General features: G+C 70.9%; 18 protein-coding genes. 17 read left to right on the forward strand and 1 reads right to left on the reverse strand.

Annotation, left to right across the window (positions count from 1 at the left end):
• Nucleotides 1-52 precede the first annotated feature (52 nt).
• A complete protein-coding gene (locus tag COA17_RS02250) occupies nucleotides 53-373 on the forward strand; it encodes a hypothetical protein (protein ID WP_141397006.1) in 321 nt (106 codons plus the stop codon).
• 9 nt (nucleotides 374-382) lie between these two features.
• Here the strand turns inward: COA17_RS02250 and radC are convergent, their stop codons facing one another.
• Nucleotides 383-1,072 carry a RadC family protein gene (radC, locus tag COA17_RS02255; RefSeq protein WP_096609923.1) on the reverse strand — a complete coding sequence of 230 codons (690 nt, stop codon included), beginning with the start codon at nucleotides 1,070-1,072 and terminating at the stop codon, nucleotides 383-385.
• A 98-nt stretch (nucleotides 1,073-1,170) separates the two neighbouring features.
• Between radC and COA17_RS02260 the strand changes: the two genes are divergently transcribed.
• The 16 genes from COA17_RS02260 to COA17_RS02335 all read left to right on the forward strand — a co-directional run bounded on the left by COA17_RS02260 (nucleotide 1,171) and on the right by COA17_RS02335 (nucleotide 18,262).
• Nucleotides 1,171-4,299, forward strand: a complete 3,129-nt coding sequence (locus COA17_RS02260; protein WP_096609925.1) for an intermembrane phospholipid transport YdbH family protein — start codon at nucleotides 1,171-1,173, stop codon at nucleotides 4,297-4,299.
• Entirely contained in the window at nucleotides 4,296-4,514 is a 219-nt protein-coding gene (locus tag COA17_RS02265) for a YnbE family lipoprotein (RefSeq protein WP_066491525.1), read from the forward strand. The genes COA17_RS02260 and COA17_RS02265 overlap by 4 nt, the downstream gene beginning before the upstream one ends.
• Nucleotides 4,515-4,518: 4 nt before the next feature.
• Nucleotides 4,519-4,899 carry a YdbL family probable chaperone protein gene (locus tag COA17_RS02270; RefSeq protein ID WP_096609927.1) on the forward strand — a complete coding sequence of 127 codons (381 nt, stop codon included), beginning with the start codon at nucleotides 4,519-4,521 and terminating at the stop codon, nucleotides 4,897-4,899.
• A 246-nt stretch (nucleotides 4,900-5,145) separates the two neighbouring features.
• Complete coding sequence (locus tag COA17_RS02275) at nucleotides 5,146-5,478, forward strand: AtpZ/AtpI family protein (RefSeq protein ID WP_096609929.1); 333 nt, start codon at nucleotides 5,146-5,148, stop codon at nucleotides 5,476-5,478.
• A 28-nt stretch (nucleotides 5,479-5,506) separates the two neighbouring features.
• On the forward strand, nucleotides 5,507-6,295 hold the full coding sequence (locus COA17_RS02280; protein WP_066491514.1) for a F0F1 ATP synthase subunit A: 789 nt from the start codon (nucleotides 5,507-5,509) through the stop codon (nucleotides 6,293-6,295).
• A gap of 46 nt (nucleotides 6,296-6,341) precedes the next feature.
• A complete protein-coding gene (locus COA17_RS02285; protein WP_066491509.1) occupies nucleotides 6,342-6,569 on the forward strand; it encodes a F0F1 ATP synthase subunit C in 228 nt (75 codons plus the stop codon).
• 65 nt (nucleotides 6,570-6,634) lie between these two features.
• Nucleotides 6,635-7,129: a F0F1 ATP synthase subunit B family protein gene (locus tag COA17_RS02290; protein WP_066491507.1), complete on the forward strand. Its 495-nt coding sequence runs from the start codon at nucleotides 6,635-6,637 to the stop codon at nucleotides 7,127-7,129.
• Nucleotides 7,122-7,736, forward strand: a complete 615-nt coding sequence (locus COA17_RS02295) for a F0F1 ATP synthase subunit B family protein (protein ID WP_096609931.1) — start codon at nucleotides 7,122-7,124, stop codon at nucleotides 7,734-7,736. Before COA17_RS02290 ends, COA17_RS02295 begins: the two co-directional genes overlap by 8 nt.
• Before the next feature lie 106 nt (nucleotides 7,737-7,842).
• Nucleotides 7,843-8,223: a hypothetical protein gene (locus COA17_RS02300; RefSeq protein ID WP_141397007.1), complete on the forward strand. Its 381-nt coding sequence runs from the start codon at nucleotides 7,843-7,845 to the stop codon at nucleotides 8,221-8,223.
• A 72-nt stretch (nucleotides 8,224-8,295) separates the two neighbouring features.
• On the forward strand, nucleotides 8,296-10,215 hold the full coding sequence (uvrC, locus tag COA17_RS02305; RefSeq protein WP_066491501.1) for an excinuclease ABC subunit UvrC: 1,920 nt from the start codon (nucleotides 8,296-8,298) through the stop codon (nucleotides 10,213-10,215).
• 303 nt (nucleotides 10,216-10,518) lie between these two features.
• On the forward strand, nucleotides 10,519-13,302 hold the full coding sequence (locus COA17_RS02310) for a DUF3857 domain-containing protein (RefSeq protein WP_245857452.1): 2,784 nt from the start codon (nucleotides 10,519-10,521) through the stop codon (nucleotides 13,300-13,302).
• 46 nt (nucleotides 13,303-13,348) lie between these two features.
• Nucleotides 13,349-14,302, forward strand: coding sequence for a polysaccharide deacetylase family protein (locus COA17_RS02315; RefSeq protein WP_096609935.1), 954 nt, complete (start codon nucleotides 13,349-13,351; stop codon nucleotides 14,300-14,302).
• The gene (locus tag COA17_RS02320; protein WP_245857361.1) at nucleotides 14,299-15,204 is read left to right on the forward strand and encodes a GNAT family N-acetyltransferase; all 906 of its coding nucleotides are present in this window, start codon (nucleotides 14,299-14,301) and stop codon (nucleotides 15,202-15,204) included. The genes COA17_RS02315 and COA17_RS02320 overlap by 4 nt, the downstream gene beginning before the upstream one ends.
• A gap of 127 nt (nucleotides 15,205-15,331) precedes the next feature.
• Entirely contained in the window at nucleotides 15,332-16,066 is a 735-nt protein-coding gene (gene recO / locus COA17_RS02325; protein ID WP_070321787.1) for a DNA repair protein RecO, read from the forward strand.
• 28 nt (nucleotides 16,067-16,094) lie between these two features.
• Nucleotides 16,095-17,147, forward strand: a complete 1,053-nt coding sequence (leuB, locus tag COA17_RS02330; protein ID WP_096609939.1) for a 3-isopropylmalate dehydrogenase — start codon at nucleotides 16,095-16,097, stop codon at nucleotides 17,145-17,147.
• Between the two features lie 11 nt (nucleotides 17,148-17,158).
• A complete protein-coding gene (locus COA17_RS02335) occupies nucleotides 17,159-18,262 on the forward strand; it encodes a glycosyltransferase (protein WP_096609941.1) in 1,104 nt (367 codons plus the stop codon).
• Nucleotides 18,263-18,345 lie beyond the last annotated feature (83 nt).

The raw sequence follows: 18,345 nt of genomic DNA on the forward strand, positions 1-18,345 counted from the left end.
GCAAACGCGGGGATATATGCTACGAGCGCCGCGCGGTTTTACGGAGGTAATCATGGCGGGATACCGACGCCGCATCCAGATGCCTACTGGGCTTCTCATCCTCTTGGTGGAAAGTCGTTGCGTGGCCGCGTTCGCCCAGCGCACCCAAAACGATCAAACGATGATTGCCCAGGAGCCCGCGGCCTCGATCGGCACAGCGACGCAGGAACCGGACGGAACGATCGTCCTGTCACTCCGCGCGACGGGCGCAGCGGGAGCGTCGGGTGACGCCGTCGTTCGCTATCCGCCCAATGACCCGAATTACGCGGCAGTGAAGAAGCACATCGGATCGATCCCGGAAAACGGGTCGGTCGAGGTCAAACCCTTCCCGTAGATCAGCCGCCTAGATCAACCCCTTCGCGCGCAGGCTCACCTGCCCGGCCGCCCCCACGATGATATGGTCGTGCACGACGATGTTCAGCGGCTTGCCCGCCGCGATGATCGCGCGGGTGATGTCGATGTCGGCGCGACTGGGGGAGGGATCGCCCGACGGGTGGTTGTGGACCAGAATCAGCGCGGCGGAGCCGATCTCCAGCGCGCGCTTGATGACCTCGCGCACGTGCACCGCGGCCTCGTCGATCGTCCCGCGCGACATCTGTTCGTCGCGGATCAGCATGTTGCGGGTGTTGAGGTGCAGGACGCGGAACTGTTCGATCGTGTCGTGCGCCAGCGCGGCGTGCAGGTAATCGGCCAGCGCCTGCCAGTTGGACAGGATCGGCGCCGCGCGCGTGCGGGCGCGGATCAGCCGCAGCGAGGTGGCGTGCGCGATCTTGATCGCCGCGGCGGTGACGTCGCCCATCCCCTTCACGCGCAGGAGCGCCTGCGGATCGGCGGCCAGGAGCCCGCCGATCCCGCCGAATTCGTCCAGCAGCCGCTTGGCAAGTTCCTTGGTATCGCGCCGCGGCAATGCCACCGCGAGTAGATATTCGATCAGTTCGTGGTCGTGCAGCCCCTCCGCATCGGCGAACAGGCGCGCGCGCAGCCGGGCGCGATGCCCCGAGGCATCGGTGACGGGGGCATCGGCATCCAGCATCGCGGCGCACGATATGCCGCCCCCGGCGGGCGCGCAATTGCGTGAGACGATCGGGCGGGGCTATGCATGGTGCGGATGATGCGGGTGGAGTGGCGTAGATGAGCACGGCGGCGGAACCGCCCCCGCCGGACGGGCGCACGGCCCGGCGCGGTCGCCGTGCGCTGGTCGCCGTGTCGGTGCTGGCGCTGGCCGCGGGCGCGGGCGTGTGGCTGTCGCGCGTGCCGATCGCGACGCAGGTCATCGACCGCGAACTGGCCACGCGGGGCGTGCCGGCGCGCTATCATATCAGCGACCTGGGGCTGGGGCGGCAGCGGCTGACGAACGTGGTGATCGGCGATCCGCGCGATCCCGATCTGGTGGCGGACTGGGTGGAGACGTCCACCGACGTCGGCCTGTCGGGCGCGCGTGTCGTCGCGGTGCGCGCCGGCCATGTGCGCGCGCGGGCGCGCTGGATCGACGGCAAGCTGTCGCTGGGCGCGATCGACCGGCTGCTGCCGGCACCGACCGCCGGCACCGCGCCGTTCGCACTGCCGTCGCTATCGATCGACGTGGCCGATGCGCGCGCGCGGGTGGAGACGCCGGCGGGCGTGGTGGGGGTGAAGCTGACCGGGCGCGGGCGGCTGGACGATGGCTTCGCCGGCACGATCGCGGCGGTAGCGCCGCGCGTCGCGGCGGGTGGCTGCACGGTGGCGGACGCCCATGCCGTGCTGGCGATCGCGATCCGCCGCGGCGCGCCGACGCTGACCGGGCCGGTCGGCGCCACGCGCGTCACCTGTGCCGGCGGGGTCGCGGCGCAGCAGGTCGCGGCGGGCGCGCAGGTGACGCTGGGCGCGGGGTTTGACCGCTGGCAGGGCACGCTGCATCACGCCGGCGCGGCGGTGGTGCGCGCGCCCGGCTATGGCGTGGAGCGCCTGACCGGGACGATCGCGTTCGACGGACATGCGCGCGCGACGAAGGGCGACGTGCGGCTGGCGTCGGGGCCGCTGACCGTCCCCGGCGTGCGGGCGAAGGGCGCGACGATCGCGGGCCGCTACGCGCTGGGCGGCGCGGCGCCCGCGTTCGCTGGATCGGTGACCAGCCGCGGCACCGCGCTGGCGCCTGCGATGCTGCGGCAGGTGACGGCGCGGGCCGACGCGGCCGCCGGATCGCCGGTCGCGCCATTGGTCCGGCAGGCCGCGATGGCGGCGGCGCGCGCGGGCCGCGCGTTCGACATGGCGGCGCGGGTCGGCCTTGCCGATGGCGCGGCGGCGGTGCCGGACCTTACGCTGACCGCCGCCAGCGGCGCGCGGGTGACGGTGCGCGGCGATGCGCTGCGCGTCGGCGGGGTCGCAGTGGGCGGGCGGTTGCGCATGGCGGGCGGCGGACTGCCGACGGTCGCCGCCGACCTGACGCAAGGCACGGGCGGCGCGATCGCGGGGACGGTGCGGATGGCGCCCTATGCCGCGAACGGTGCGCGGCTGGAACTGACCCCGGTGCGGATCGCGGGGCGGCGGGTGACGACGCAGCTGACGCTCAGCGGTCCGCTCGGCGGTGGGCGCGTCGACGGGCTGGTCGTGCCGGTCGATGCGCGCTGGCGCGGATCGCGCCTCGCGCTCAACCCCGCATGCACGCCGGTGACGATCCGGTCGCTGGCACTGTCGGGGCTCCGGCTCGACCCCGCGCGGCTGACCTTGTGCCCGAGCGGGGCTGCGCTGGTCGAGGTGGCGGGCGGGCGCGTCGCGGGCGGAGTGCGGATCGGCACGGCGGCGTTGCGCGGCACGATCGGCGGCACGCCGCTGGCCGTCGAGACCGCGGGCGGGACCGTGCGGCTGGGCGATCGCGGCTTCGCGCTGGCGGACGTGCGTGCGGCGCTGGGCGCGGAGGGGCGCGTCACGCATATCGCCGCCGCTCGGCTCGACGGGCGCGTCACGTCCGCAGGGATCGCTGGCGCCTTCGCGGGGCTGGCGGGGCAGATCGCCAACGTGCCGCTGGCGATGAGCGCGGGGGAGGGCGAATGGCGGCTGGCGGGCGGCGTGCTGTCGCTGGACGGCGCGCTGTCGGTCGCCGACACGCAGACGCCCGCGCGGTTCGAACCGATGGCCGCGCGCGACGTCGCGCTGGTGCTGAAGGACGGGCGGATCGATGCGCGCGGCACACTCCACGAACCCGTCACCGGCACGAAGGTGGCCGATGTGACGATCGCGCACCGGTTGGCGAGCGGCGAGGGCCAGGCGCATCTGGCGGTCCCCGGCATCACCTTTGGCGAGGGATTGCAGCCCGACCGGCTGACGCGGCTGACGTTCGGCGTGATCGCCGACGTGAAGGGGACGGTCAGCGGGCAGGGCGATATCGACTGGGGCGCGAAGGGGGTGACCAGCACCGGCACCTTCACCACGCCGGGCACCGATCTGGCCGCCGCGTTCGGCCCGGTGCAGGGGCTGGCCGGGACGATCCGCTTCACCGACCTGCTGGCGCTGGAAAGCGCGCCGGGGCAGGTGGCGACGGTGGCGTCGATCAACCCCGGTGTCCCCGTCACCGACGGGCGGATCGTGTTTCAGACGCTGCGCGATACGAAGGTGAAGGTGACCAGCGGCATCTGGCCGTTCGCGGGCGGCACGCTGTCGCTCGACCCCACGCTGCTGGATTTTTCGGAAAGCGGGCAGACGCGCCGCATGACCTTCCACGTCACCGGCATGGACGCGGGCAAGTTCCTGCAGCAGTTCGATTTCTCGAACCTCAACGCCACCGGCGTGTTCGACGGGGTGTTGCCGATGGTGTTCGACGCCAATGGCGGGCGGATCGAGGGCGGGCGGCTGATCGCGCGCGCCGGCGGCGGGGGCATCGCCTATCTGGGCGAGCTGACCGAGAAGGATCTGGGCTTCTGGGGCAATCTGGCGTTCCAGTCGCTGCGCTCGCTCACCTATCGCGAGCTGGTGCTGGAGATGGACGGGCCGCTGGCGGGCGAGATGGTGACGGGCGTGCGCTTCACCGGCATCCGCCAGGGCGCGGGCGCCAAGAGCAATTTCCTGCTGCGTCGCCTGACGCGGCTGCCGATCGTGTTCAACATCACGATCCGTGCGCCGTTCCGCGGGCTGATCGATTCGGCGGCGAGCTTCTACGATCCGCAGCGGCTGGTGGCGCGCAACCTGCAGGCGTTGATCGCGGAGCAGAACCGGCAGGCCGAACGGAATGCGCAAGGGGAACAGGGGGGCGCCGTTCAGCCCCCGGAAAGCGGGAATGTGCCATGACCGAAACGGAAGTGCGGAAGGTGAGCGTGACGACCAGGCTGATGGCGATGGCGGTGATGACCGGGATGCCCTTGATCGCGGGGGGGTGCGTAAACATCTCGGCACCCGACAAGCCGATCCAGATCAACCTGAACATCAACGTCACGCAGGAAGTGGTCTATCGCCTCGACAACGAAGCGAAGTCGCTCATCAAGCAGAATCCGGGGATTTTCTGACGCCATGACCAACAAAGCCATTCTGATGATCGCCGGCGCGGTGGCGCTGGCGGCGGTGTCGGGCGCCGCCTGGGCGCAGCGCGACCCGGCCTATGCCGCGGCACGCGCGGCCGGCGAGGTGGGCGAGCAGCCCGACGGTTATCTGGGCGTGGTGGGCGGCGGCAACGCGCAGCTGCGCGCGCTGGTCAGCAACATCAACATCCAGCGCAAGGCCGCCTATACGCAAAAGGCGCAGGCCAGCGGCGCGACCGTGGAGCAGCTGGCCTTTACCAGCGGCTGCAACCTGATCGCGCAGACCAAGCCGGGCGAGAAGTATCGCACCCCCGACGGATCGTGGGAAACCCGCGGTGCGGGCGCGCCGGTGCGCGATTCGCGCTGCGTGTGACCCGGTAAGGCGGGGTGCCGCGCCTCATGAAGGTCCCAGCCTTCGCTGGGACGGCGGCCGATATCCTGCGTCGCCGCTGCGCCGGCAGGGGCCTTTCACGGTTCCTGCGCACCGCCCGTCGCTGATCCACAACGGTTGACACCCCCCGGACCCCCGGCTAACCGGGCCGTGCCTTGGCGGGGCTGCTCGCCGACAGAGCGACTTCCCCTTCCTGGTTCGTACACGATCACGGGATGGGGATGCTGCGTGTCGGAGAATGGACCCGGACAGGATTTCCACGGCGCGGAAGACCCGCGGCTCGCCTCCATCGACAAACGGCTGGAGCGGGCGCGCAGGGATGAAGCGATCCGCACGGGGGCCGTGCGCGACGATGGGGGAGCCGGCTATCAGCTGGGCAACCGCGTGCTCGCCGCCCTGATCGGAAGTCTCGTCGGCTCGGCGCTGATCGGCTGGCTTATCGACCGCTGGTTCGGCACGACGCCCTGGGCGCTGATCGTGATGCTGTTCCTGGGGATCGGCGTCGCGTTCAGGCAGATCATTCGGTTGACGACCAGGCGCCCGGACGACCCGGGCGCTTGACGTATGTAAGACGGTTGGGGACCAGCGCGTGGCGGCAGAAGGCGGCAAGATCGATCCGATGCACCAGTTCCTGATCGAGCCTGTGCTCGGTCAGAAATGGGTGGTGGGCGGCTATGATCTGTCGTTCACCAATTCGGCACTGTGGATGGTCATCACCCTCGTGTGCCTGTGGCTGTTCATGCTGGGCGGGATGAAGCGCGAGCTGGTCCCCGGCCGCTGGCAGGCCGCGGTGGAGGGGTTCACCGGCTTCGTCCAGAACATGCTGACGTCGAACGTCGGGCCGGAGGGCAAGCGCTTCGTCCCCTACGTCTTCTCGCTGTTCATGTTCATCCTGTTCGCCAACGTCCTGGGCCTGATGCCGGTCGGCATCGTGCCGGGCTGGCATCCGTTCACGATCACCAGCCACCTGACCGTCACCGGCGTGCTGGCGATCATCAGCTTCTCGATCGTGCTGATCGTCGGCTTCGGCAAGCACGGCTTCCACTTCTTCAGCCTGTTCGTGCCGCACGGCACGCCGGTGGTGATGATCCCGCTGATCTTCGTCGTCGAACTGCTGAGCTTCCTGGTCCGTCCGTTCTCGCTGGGGCTGCGACTGTTCGTCGCGATGACCGCGGGGCACATCCTGCTGAAGGTGCTGGCGGCGTTCGTCATCAACGGGCTGAACATGGGCGTCGGCTATGCCGCGATCGTCAGCCTGCCCAGCTTCGCGCTGATGATCGGCATCACGCTGCTGGAACTGCTGGTGGCGGCGATCCAGGCCTATGTCTTTGCGCTGCTGACCAGCGTCTATCTCAACGACGCGGTCAACCTGCACTGAGTTTCCTTCGTTCAACCAACTGATTTTTCCACGGGAGTTTACTGACATGGACGCAACCGCCGCCAAGCTGCTCGGTGCTGGTCTCGCCGCGATCGGCATGGGCATTGCCGCGCTGGGCGTGGGCAACGTGTTCGCCGCCTTCCTCGAAGGTGCGCTGCGCAACCCGGGTGCCGCCGACGGCCAGCAGGGTCGCCTGTTCATCGGCTTCGCCGGTGCGGAGCTTCTGGGCCTGCTCGCCTTCGTGACGATGATCATCCTGGTGTTCGTCGCGTAACGACACGCCGACGGACCCGTCCCGTCCGCATCGTGCGGGCGGGGCACCAAGGATAGCGGACACCCATGCCTCAAATCAGTCAGATCGCCGCCACCTACGCCTCGCAGATCTTCTGGCTGCTCGTCACCTTCGGCATCCTGTATTTCGGGATCGGCAAGATGATGGTTCCCAGGGTGCAGGGCGTGATGGACCTGCGCGAATCGAAGATCGCGCAGGATCTGGCCGATGCCGAAGCGGCGCGGGGCCAGGCCGACACGACCGAGGCGGCATGGACCGCGCGGATGGACGCCGCGCGTGCCGCCGCGCAGGCCGAGGTCGCCAAGGCCAAGGCGCAGGCGGCGACCGCTGCCGAAACGCAGATGCGCGCCGCCGACGCCGACCTGGCCGAGCGTGTGGCGCATCACGACGTGGCGATCGCCAATGCCAAGGCGGCGGCGATGGTCAACGTGCAGACGATCGCGGCGGAAGCCGCGCAGGAGCTGGTCGAGCGCCTGTCGGGCGTCGCCATCTCCCCCGAAGCCGCCAATGAGGCGGTGCGCAGGCAGATGACCCATGGCTAATCCCCCCTCCACGATCGCTCAGGACATCGAGGCGCAGCCGCTGGAGACGCATGACGTCGCCAACGGCAGCGGGATGACCGGCACCGTCCACGGCGCCGCCGTCGAACACGCCGCGCCGACCGCGCTGGGCTTCAACGACACCGGCTGGGTGGGGATCGCCGCGCTGGTCGTGCTGATCGGCATGGTCATCGCCAAGGTGCCGGCCGCGATCGCGGGGATGCTCGACAAGCGCATCGGCGAGATCCGCCGCCAGCTGGACGAGGCCGCGCAGCTGCGCCGCGAGGCCGAGGCGCTGCGCGACGAATATGCCGCCAAGGCGCAGTCGGCGGAGGCCGACGCCGCCCGGATGCGCGAGAATGCGCAGCACGAGGCGACCGCGATCATCGCCAAGGCGAAGGCGGACACTGCGCTGCTGATGGACCGCCGCGCGAAGATGGCCGAGGACAAGATCGCCGCCGCCGAGCGTGCCGCGATCGCCGAGGTCCGGGCGAAGACCGCGCAGGCCGCTGTCGCCGCCGCCGCCGCGCTGATCGCCGAGCGCCACGGCCAGGACGCCGACCGCCCGCTGATCGACAAGGCGATTGCCGGGGTCGGCCGGCTCAACTGATCGCGGCGATTCGGCCGGATCGCATGAAGACCCCGTCGCGTCGCGGCGGGGTTTTCGCGTTTCGGCGCGCTTGCGGATCGTGCTGCGCCGCGGGATGATGCCGCACATGGGGTGGTGGACCGATCGCATCCGCGCGTGGTTCGGCCGGGGCGACGACGATATCGCGCCGGACGGCTTCGGCCAGTCGCTGGCGGATGACCTGCGCTTCCTCCACCGTTTCCGCCAGTGCCGCCGCCGCGTGATCCGCTGGCGCACGCCGACCGCCGACGAGCACGCGGCGATCGACGCCGATCTGGTGCTGGGGCGCTTCGGCGACGACACCATCGCGCTGGCCGAGGTCGACGGGCGCCGCTGGATCGTGCGCGAGCGCGTATGGCACGGCTGGCCCGACCCGCCGGAATTTGCCTTCTTCGCGGTCGAGCCGGACGGCACGATCTGGGTCGGGGCGGACTTCGATCGCTGGCCGGCGGTATGGGCGCGGCCGTGACCCGCCGCGTCCGGCCCGATTCCGGCTACCGGGGCGTTGCCGCCGAGTCCGCGCATCCCTAGATCGCAGGGAATGACCGGCAGCTACGGACCCCCCGACCGTTTCAACGAGGAACAGGCGACCTATACCGTCCGCGGCGCCGACACGCCCGATCTGGAAACCGGCGTGGCGGCGATCCGCAACGTCCTGAAGACCCTGCCGCTCAAGCCCGGCGTCTATCGGATGCACGATGCCAAGGGCGACGTGCTGTACGTCGGCAAGGCGCGCGCGCTGAAGAATCGCGTCGGCAATTACGTGCAGGTCGAACGCCTGTCGAAGCGGTTGCAGCGGATGGTGTCGCTGACCCGGTCGATGACGATCGTCACGACGAACAACGAGGCGGAGGCGCTGCTGCTGGAGGCGCAGCTGATCAAGCGATACCGCCCCGCGTACAACGTCCTGCTGCGCGACGACAAAAGCTTCCCGTTCATCCTGCTGCGCGCCGATCACGACTTTCCGCGCATTCAGAAGCATCGCGGCGCGCGGCGCGCGAAGGGCGATTACTACGGCCCGTTCGCCAGCGCGGGGAGCGTCAACAACACGCTCAACGCACTCCAGAAACTGTTCCTGCTGCGCAGCTGTACCGACGGCTTCTTCAAGACGCGCGACCGCCCGTGCCTGCTGTACCAGATCAAGCGCTGTTCCGCGCCGTGCGTCGGGCGGATCGACGAAGCCGGCTATGCCGAGCTGGTCGCGGACGCCAAGAAGTTCCTCGCGGGCAAGACCACCGACGTCCAGGCGAAGCTGGGCACGCAGATGCAGGCGGCGGCCGAGAACATGGATTTCGAGCTGGCCGCGGTGCTGCGCGACCGGCTGAAGGCGCTGACCTTCATCCAGGGCACGCAGTTCATCAACGCCGAGGGAGTGGGCGATGCCGATATCTTCGCGCTGGCCAGCCACGAAGGGCTGATCGGGATCGAGGCGTTCTTCATCCGCGGCGGGCAGAATTGGGGGCACCGCAGCTTCTTCCCCGCGCACACCGCCGACGTGCCGGAGGACGAGGTGCTGACCCAGTTCATGGCGCAATTCTACGAGGAGGTGCCGCCCGCGCGCACGATCCTGATCGACCGCGTGCTGCCCGATGCCGAGGTGCTGGTGCAGGCGCTGTCCGAACAGGCCGGGCGCAAGGTGGAGCTGACCGTGCCGCAGCGCGGCGTGCGCCGCCGGCTGCTCGATCAGGCGACCCGCAACGCACGCGAAGCGCTGGAGCGGCGGCTGGCGGAGAGCACGACGCAGGCGCGGCTGCACCGCGAGCTGGCCGATCTGTTCGAACTGGCCGAGCCGCCCGACCGGATCGAGGTGTACGACAACAGCCATATCCAGGGCACCAACGCGCTGGGCGCGATGGTCGTCGCCGGGCCGGAGGGGTTCCGCAAGGGCCAGTATCGCAAGTTCAACATCAAGCAGGCGGCGACCGACGACGATTATGCGATGATGCGCGAGGTGCTGACGCGCCGCTTCGCCCGCGCGCTGGAGGAAGACCCCGATCGCGACGGCGAGACCTGGCCAGACCTGGTGCTGCTGGACGGCGGGCGCGGACAGCTGAACGCAGCCAAGGCGGTGCTGGAGGACCTGGGGATCGAGGACGTGTGCCTGGTCGGCGTGGCCAAGGGGCCGCACCACGGGCGCGAGGGGCGCGAGGTGTTCCATTTGATGGACGGGCGCGAACTGACGCTGCCGGTCAATGCGCCGCTGCTGTTCTACCTCCAGCGGCTGCGCGACGAGGTGCACCGCTTCGCGATCGGCGCGCACCGCGCGAAGCGCGCCAAGGCGATCGGCGCGAGTCCGCTGGACGAGGTGCCCGGCATCGGCCCGGCGCGGAAGAAGGCGCTGCTGATGCATTTCGGCACCGGCCGCGCGGTGCGCAACGCCAGCCTGGAGGATCTGCGCAAGGCGCCCGGCGTCAGCGCGGGCGTGGCGCAGCAGGTGTACGATTTCTACCACGCACGGTGATTCGGGTTCGGATGGCCGCCGGGGCGGATCGGCCTTGACCCTTGTATCGTCACCCCGATCCACCTTGCCGCGCACGTCACCCCGGCGCAGGGCGGGGCGTCCAGCGGTTCTTCTCTGCTGCTGTCACCGGGAGATCCCAGCCTTCGCCGGGATGACGACCGGCTCGATAGGGTAAGGGCGAGCCGTGGCGGAATGTCGCCGCTACGCCCGTCAACCGGCGCTTCCCCGATCTCCGGCAACCCGCTACGCTGCATCGCGGGGAACATATCCGGGGGGACAGGGGTGATGCGGCGACGGCCGTTGGTGGTCGTGCTCATGGCGAGCGCGACATCGGTTCAGGCATCCGAAACGGTACGTTACGCGCCCGCGCCCGACTGGGTGGCGGCGGCGCCGGCGATCACCGCGGGGCAGGTCGGCGGCGATGCCCCCGCGATCGTCCTGTTCGACAATCAGGCGCGGCTGGATGGCGCGCTGGCGACCACTTACATCGACACCGCCACCCGCGCGGCGACGCCGGCGATGCTGGCGCAGATGGGCAATCTGTCGATCCCGTGGATGCCCGATCGCGGTGACCTGACCATTCACCGGCTGGAGATCGTGCGCGACGGGAAGACGATCGACCTGATCGCCGCCGGGCAGAAGTTCACCGTACTGCGCCGCGAACAGCAGATGGAACAGAATGTGTTGACCGGCGCGCTGACCGCGACGCTGTCGGTCGAGGGGTTGCAGGTCGGCGACGTCCTGCGCAGCAGCTTTTCGATCAGCCAGTCGGACAAGGCGCTGGGCGCGCGCGCGATGATCGTGGCGATGACCCCGGCGGCGCCGTTCCGCGCCGGCTTCGCACGGTCGCGGCTGGTATGGCCGCGCGCACAGGCGGCGAAATGGCGCGGCTATGCCGCCGGCCTTGCCACCACCGAGCGCGACGTCGGCGACCTGCACGAGGTGACGGTCGCGCTGCCGCTGCCCAAGGCGCCGGACATGCCGGAGGATTTGCCCGACCGGCTGCGACGCCTGCCGATCGTCGAGGCAACGAACTTCGCCGACTGGGCCGACGTGTCGCGCACGTTGGCGCCGCTGTACGCCACCGACGGACTGATCGCGCCGGGCAGCCCGCTCGACCGGGAAGTGGCGGCGATCGCCGCGGCGGAAAGCGATCCGCTCCGCCGTGCCCAGCGCGCGCTGGAGCTGGTGCAGGGCAAGGTGCGCTATCTGGCGGTGGGGATGAACGGCGGCGCGCTGACGCCGCAGCCGCCGGCGCGGACGTGGGAATTGCGCTACGGCGACTGCAAGGCGAAGACGCTGTTGCTGCTGGCGATGCTGCACCGGCTGGGCGTGGAGGCCGAGCCGGCGGTGGCGAGCGTGCAGATGGGTGCGATCGTCGCGACGCGGCTGCCGTCGGCGGCGGCGTTCGACCATATCCTGGTGCGCGCGACGATCGGCGGCGAGACGCTGTGGCTGGACGGCACCGGGCTGGGATCGCGGCTGGAGGATATCCGCGACGTGCCGCCGCTGCGCCATGTCCTGCCGCTGCGCACGGCGGGGGCGGGGCTGGAGGCGCTCCCGCTGCGCGCCGATGCCCGTCCCGACCGCATCGTCGAGGTGAAGTGGGACCAGCGTGCCGGGGTCGAATTCCCGACGCTGTTCGACGCCAGCATCGTCATCCGCGGCCGCATGGCGGAGATGTTCGCTGGCGCCGCGAGCCAGGCGGATGCGGAGGAGCGTCGGACGACGCTGCAGCAGATCATCTCGGCGGAGACGGGGGAGGCGCAGTTCGTGGCGGAGGATCTGCGCTACGATCCGGCCACCGCGACCGCGACGGTGACGGGCCGCGGGGTCGTCACCACGCCGTGGCAACGGGAGAACCGCCGCTATCGCATGAATGTCGACCGGGTGGTGAGCCTGCTGGATTTCACCCCCGATCGCGCGCGCCAGGCGTGGCGCGATCTGCCGGTATCCACCGGCGCGCCCGGCGGCACGATGTACCGCGCGACGTGGCGATTGCCCGACACGGGCGGGGCATGGGAACTGGAAGGATCCAGGACGTTGCCCGCGACCCTGGCGGGACGGCAGATGCGACGGCAGGTGGCGCTGGACGGCGGCACCTTCACGATCGAGGAGCGCGTCGATGCGATCGGTGCGGAGGTCGCCCCGGACGCGCTGGCCGCGGAACGCGCGCACTACGCGCAGGCGCTTGCCGACCTGCTGCGGCTGAAGGCGCCGGCGGCACTGCCCAACCGTGCCGAGCAGGTGCTGGCGGGGCGCAAGGACGGCCGGTTCAAACCGCTGGAGGAGGCGTTCGCCGCGGTGATCGCGCGCGATCCGAAGGAAGCGACCGGCTATTCCAGCCGCGCATCGTTCCGCGCCGGGCTGTTCGACAATAGCGGGGCGATCGCCGATCTGTCGCGTGCGATCGAACTGGAGGATTCGGTGGCGCTGCGGATGCAGCGCGCGGCCCTCTACGTCGAGGAGGAGCGCGCGCGCGACGCGCTGGCCGATTACCGGCAGGCGCGCGCCCTGGAACCCGACAATGACGCCGTCCTGCTGGCACTGGCGCAGGCCACCGCGCATGGCGGCGACCGGCCCGCGGCCTATGCGCTGCTGGACGAACGAATCGCGCGCGGCGACCGCGAGCGGGTGGACGCCGTGCGTACCCGCGCCGAACTGATGGCAGAGAAGGCGGGCGGCGAGGCGGACAAGGGCGTCGCGCTGCTCGACGCGGTGATCGCCGAGCGACCGGGCGATTCCGGGCTGCTCAACGGGCGCTGCTGGGTGAAGGGGATCGGCAATGTCGCGCTCGACACCGCGCTGAAGGACTGCACCCGGTCGATCGAGCTGTCCGACAGTCCGGCGGCGACGCTGCACAGCCGCGCGTTCGTCTATTACCGGATGCAGCGGTTCGAGGAGGCGCTGGCGGATCTGGACGCGGCGGCGGACCTGATGCCGCGCTCGGCGGACGTGCTGTACCTGCGCGCGCTGACGCGTCGCCACCTTGGGCGCACCGCGGAGGCGACTGCCGACATGACCGCGGCGACGCTGTTCGACAGGCAGATCGCCGCCACCTACGCCCGCTATGGCGTGACCGGATAGCCGCCGCCGCAGCCCTCCGTTTACCTTCGGCTGCTACACCCCCGCCATGCCGCACGTCTTCCTGACCATCGATACCGAGTTTCGCTGGGGCGATCATGCCGCCGGGCTGGCGTTGCCGACGATCAGCGAACGGTCGATCGAACCGGCGGGGGTGGGGCTGGCGTGGCAGCTCGACCTGCTGGCGCGGCACCGGCTGAAGGCGACCTTCTTCGTCGATCCGATGCCGGCGCTGGTGTACGGTGAGGCGGCGATCGCGCGCGTCGTCGCGCCGATCCTGGCCGCGGGGCAGGAGGTGCAGCTGCACCTGCACCCCAATTGGGTCGGTGCGCATCCCGGCGACGGCGGGGCGACGCACGGCCGTTTCGAACTGATCGACCATTCGCGCGATGCGCAGGCCGCGCTGCTGGCGAAGGGGATCGCGCTGCTGACCGCGGCGGGCGCGCCCGCGCCGGTGGCGTTCCGCGCCGGCAGCTATGCCGCCAACGACGATACGCTGTCGGCGCTGGCGATGCTGGGCATCCGCTACGACAGCAGCCACAATGGCGCGCACGCCCCCTGGCCCAGCGCGATCGGGCTGCCCGCGGCGCAGATCGCGCCGGTGTGCCGCCGCGGCGTGATGGAGGTGCCGGTGACGCTGATCGAGGATCGTCCCGGCCGCTATCGCAACGTGCAGGTGTGTGCGCTGTCGGCGGCCGAGATGCGCGCGACGATCGACCATGCGGTGGACCGCGGGCATGAGGCGCTGACCATCGTCAGCCACAGTTTCGAACTCGCCAACCGGGCCGCGACCGCGCCCAACCGCGTGCATGTCCGCCGGTTCGAGGCGCTGTGCGCGATGCTCGCGGCGCGGCGCACCGTGGCGCCGACCGCGCATTTCGCGGATCACCCCGCCTTGCGCCCCGGCCGCGACGACCAGCCGCTGCCGCCCAGCGCGCTGCGGCTGCGCTGGCGCCAGGTGGAACAGGCATGGTCGACGCTGGTCGAGGAACGCGCCGCGTGACCGCGCCGGGCGGTTCGGCGGGCGGCGCGCTGTCGTTCCGCATCGGCGCGCGCACGCTGGCGGCGATCCCGCGCGAGCTGGTGCGGATCGGCCTGTCGCTGGACGAGGCGCTGGCCGGCCACGGCCCGGTGCTGCCCGCATTGGACGCGCGTCAGGACGGCTGGTTCGTCACCTCGCTGCCCGATGCGGCGGCGATCGCCGCGCCGGGGATCGGCTATGTGCGGCAACGCTATCGCCGCTATTACGTCGATCTGGCCGCGGGCGAGGTGGCGTGGCGTGCCGGGCTGTCGGGGCAGGCGCGATCGGGGATGAAGCGCAAGGCGAAGAAGCTGGCGGCGGCCAATGGCGGCGCGCTCGACATCCGCCGCTATCGCACGCCGGCCGAGATGGCGGCGTTCCACCCGCTGGCGCGCGCCGTTGCGGCGACCACCTATCAGGAACGGCTGCTGGGATCGGCGCTGCCGGGCGATGCGGCGTTCGTCGAGGAAATGCGCGAGCGCGCGGCGGTCGACGCGGCGCGGGGGTGGCTGCTGTTCCTGGGCGATGCGCCGGTCGCCTATCTGTGGGGCGCGGGCGAGGGTGATTCGCTGCGCTACGATTACGTCGGGCACGACCCGTCGTTCGGGGAATTGTCACCGGGCAGCGTCCTGATGGAGGCGGCGCTGACCGATCTGTTCGCGGACCGTTTCGCGCGGTTCGACTTCACCGAGGGCGAGGGCCAGCACAAACGGACGCTGGCGACCGGCAGCGTGGCGTGCCGCGACGTCCTGCTGCTGCGCCGCACGCTGGCCAACCGCGCCGCGCTGGCGGGACTCGCGGGGTTCGAGCGCGCGGTGACGGCGGCGAAACGCTGGACGCAGGTGCCTGGGGTGGCGGCGCTGGCGCGGCGCGCGCGGCGGTAGGGCGAGCAGGAAACGAACGTCATCCCGGCGCAGGCCGGGATCTTAGGCGTATGCCGCAGCAGGAGCCGCGGGAGGCGCCTGCCTGCGCAGGGGCGACGGGACGGGCGCCACCCCCTATATCCCCCCCATGCACATCCACGCCGATGCCGTGATCCTGTCCGTGCGTGCACATGGCGAGCATGGCGCGATCGTGCGCGGCTTCACGCGCGACCACGGGGTTCAGCCCGGCTATGTCCGCGGCGGCCATGCGCGGCGGCTGCGCCCGGTGCTGCAACCCGCCAATGCGATCCGCGGCGAATGGCGTGCGCGCACCGACGAGCAATTGCCCGCGCTGACCGTCGAGCTGCTGCACAGCCGCGCGCCGCTCCATGCCGAGCCGCTGCCCGCCGCCGCGCTGGAATGGCTGACCGCGCTGACCGCCGCGACGCTGCCGGAGGGGCAGCCCTATCCGCAGCTGTACGACGCGCTGGGCGCGGTGCTCGATGCGATCGCGGCGGCGCCGTCGGCGCGTGGCTGGGCTGGCAGCATCGCACGCTACGAACTGCTGCTGCTGGCCGAACTCGGCTTCGGGCTGGACCTGTCGGCGTGCGTCGTCAGCGGGGCGACCGACGACCTGGCGTTCGTCAGCCCGAAGAGCGGCGGCGCGGTCGCCCGCGCGGCTGCGGCGGGCTATGAGGCGCGGCTGTTCGCGCTGCCACCGTTCCTGGCGGCCGGCGGCGCGGCGGCGGGCGGGGAGGAGGCGCTGGCGGCGCTGGCGATCACCGGGCATTTCCTGGCGCGCGACCTGCTGACCGATCGCCGCCGCGACGTGCTGGCCGCGCGCGAGCGGCTGGTCGCGCGGGTCAACAGGGCGGTTGCGTAGCGCCGCGCGCGGCGCCATGCGGTCGGCCATGACGGACACGAAACTGATCGCGATTCTGCCGGGCGACGGCATCGGCCCCGAAGTCACCGCGGAGGCGCGGCGCGTGCTGGAGGCGATGGCGCTGCCGTTGTCGTTCGAGGAAGCGCCGGTCGGCGGCGCCGCCTATCGCGCCAGCGGCCATCCGCTGCCCGACGAGACGCTGGCGCTGGCGAAGCGCGCCGACGCGATCCTGTTCGGCGCGGTCGGCGATCCGGCGTTCGACGGGCTGGAGCGTTCGCTGCGCCCGGAACAGGCGATCCTGGGGCTGCGCAAGCATCTGGCGACTTTCGCCAACCTGCGTCCCGCGCGGATCTTCGCCGGGCTGGAGGATGCCTCGACGCTCAAGCCGGAGGTCGCGCGCGCGATCGACCTGGTGATCGTGCGCGAACTGAACGGGGACGTCTATTTCGGCGAGAAGGGCCGCCGCACCACCGACGCGGGCTTGCGCGAGGGCCACGACCTGATGCGCTATGATGAGTCAGAGGTGCGCCGCATCGCGCATATCGGGTTCCAGACCGCGGCGAAGCGGCGCGGCAAATTGTGTTCGGTGGACAAGGCCAATGTGCTGGAAACCTCGCAATTGTGGCGCGACGTGGTGATCGAGGTGGCAGCGGAATATCCGCAGGTCGAACTGACGCACATGTACGTCGACAACGCCGCGATGCAGCTGGTGCGCAACCCCGGCGCGTTCGACACGATCGTCACCGGCAATCTGTTCGGCGATATCCTGTCGGATCAGGCGAGCATGTGCGTCGGCTCGATCGGGATGCTGCCCTCCGCCTCGCTCGATGCCGATGCCAAGGGGCTGTACGAACCGATCCACGGTTCCGCCCCCGATATCGCCGGGCAGGGGAAGGCGAACCCGTGCGCCGCGATCCTGTCGGCCGCGATGATGCTGCGCCATTCGCTGGCGATGTCCGACCCCGCCGACCGGATCGAGGCGGCCGTCGCCGCCGCGCTGGCCACCGGCGTGCGTACCCCTGACCTGGGCGGCACGGCGAGTACGCGGGCGATGGGCGACGCGGTGCTCGCCGCGCTCTGAAGCGACCGGCGATGGCGCCCCCGCTCGACGTCGCGGTCGTCATCCCGACCTTCAACGAGCGTGCGAACGTCGCCGCTTTGGTCGCGCGGCTCGACGTCGCGCTCGCCGGGCTGGCGTGGGAGGCAATCGTCGTCGACGACGACAGCCCGGACGGCACCGCCGATGCCGCGCGCGCGCTGGCGCTGGCCGATCCGCGCGTGCGGGTGATCCAGCGCATCGGGCGGCGCGGCCTGTCGACCGCCTGTATCGAGGGGATGTGCGCCACCGCCGCGCCGCTGGTCGCGGTGATGGACGGCGATCTCCAGCATGACGAGGCGCTGCTGCCTCTGATGGTCGCCGCGCTGCGCGATGACGCGGCGCTCGACCTGGCGATCGGATCGCGCTTCGCGCCCGGCGGCGGCACCGGGGAATGGGACCGCGACCGGGTGGCGAAATCGGCGCTGGCGACGCGGCTGGCGGCGCTGGTGCTGCGCTCCGACCTGGCCGATCCGATGAGCGGCTTCTTCATGATCCGCACCGCCACCGTCCGCGCGCTGGTGCCGCGGCTGGGCGGGATCGGCTTCAAGATCCTGCTGGATATCATGAGTGCCAGCCCGCGCCCGCTGGCGTTCGTCGAGCTGCCCTACACCTTCCGCACCCGCGCCGCGGGGGAAAGCAAGCTCGACCATGTCGTCGCGCTGGAATATCTGATCGCGCTGTACGACCGGCGGATGGGGCGGATCGTGCCGGTACGCTTCGCGATGTTCTCCGCGATCGGCGCGCTGGGCGCGGGGGTGCATATGGCGGTGCTCAGCCTTGCCTATCTGCTGCTCGGCTGGTCGTTCCTGGCCGGGGAGATCGCCGCGACCGCGGTGGCGATGACGTTCAACTTCTTCCTCAACAACGCGCTGACCTATCGCGACCGGCGGCTGACCGGCGCGCGTGCGCTGTTCGACGGCTGGGTCGCCTTCTGCCTGGTCTGTTCGGTGGGGGCGGTGGCCAATGTCGGCGTGGCGGCGTTCCTGCACGACGTGCGCGCGGGCTATTGGGCAGCTTCCGCGCTGCTCGGCGTGCTGGTGGGCGCGGTGTGGAATTACGCGCTGTCGTCGCGTTTCACCTGGGGACGCTATCGCTGAACGGCCCGCCTTGCCCCCGGTCGCGAACCGGCTACGCTGCGCGAAAACGGGAGGGGTGCCGTATGAACGCCGTGTGGATCGCG

The sequence above is a fragment of the Sphingomonas ginsenosidimutans genome (assembly GCF_002374835.1).
GTDB lineage: Bacteria > Pseudomonadota > Alphaproteobacteria > Sphingomonadales > Sphingomonadaceae > Sphingomonas > Sphingomonas ginsenosidimutans.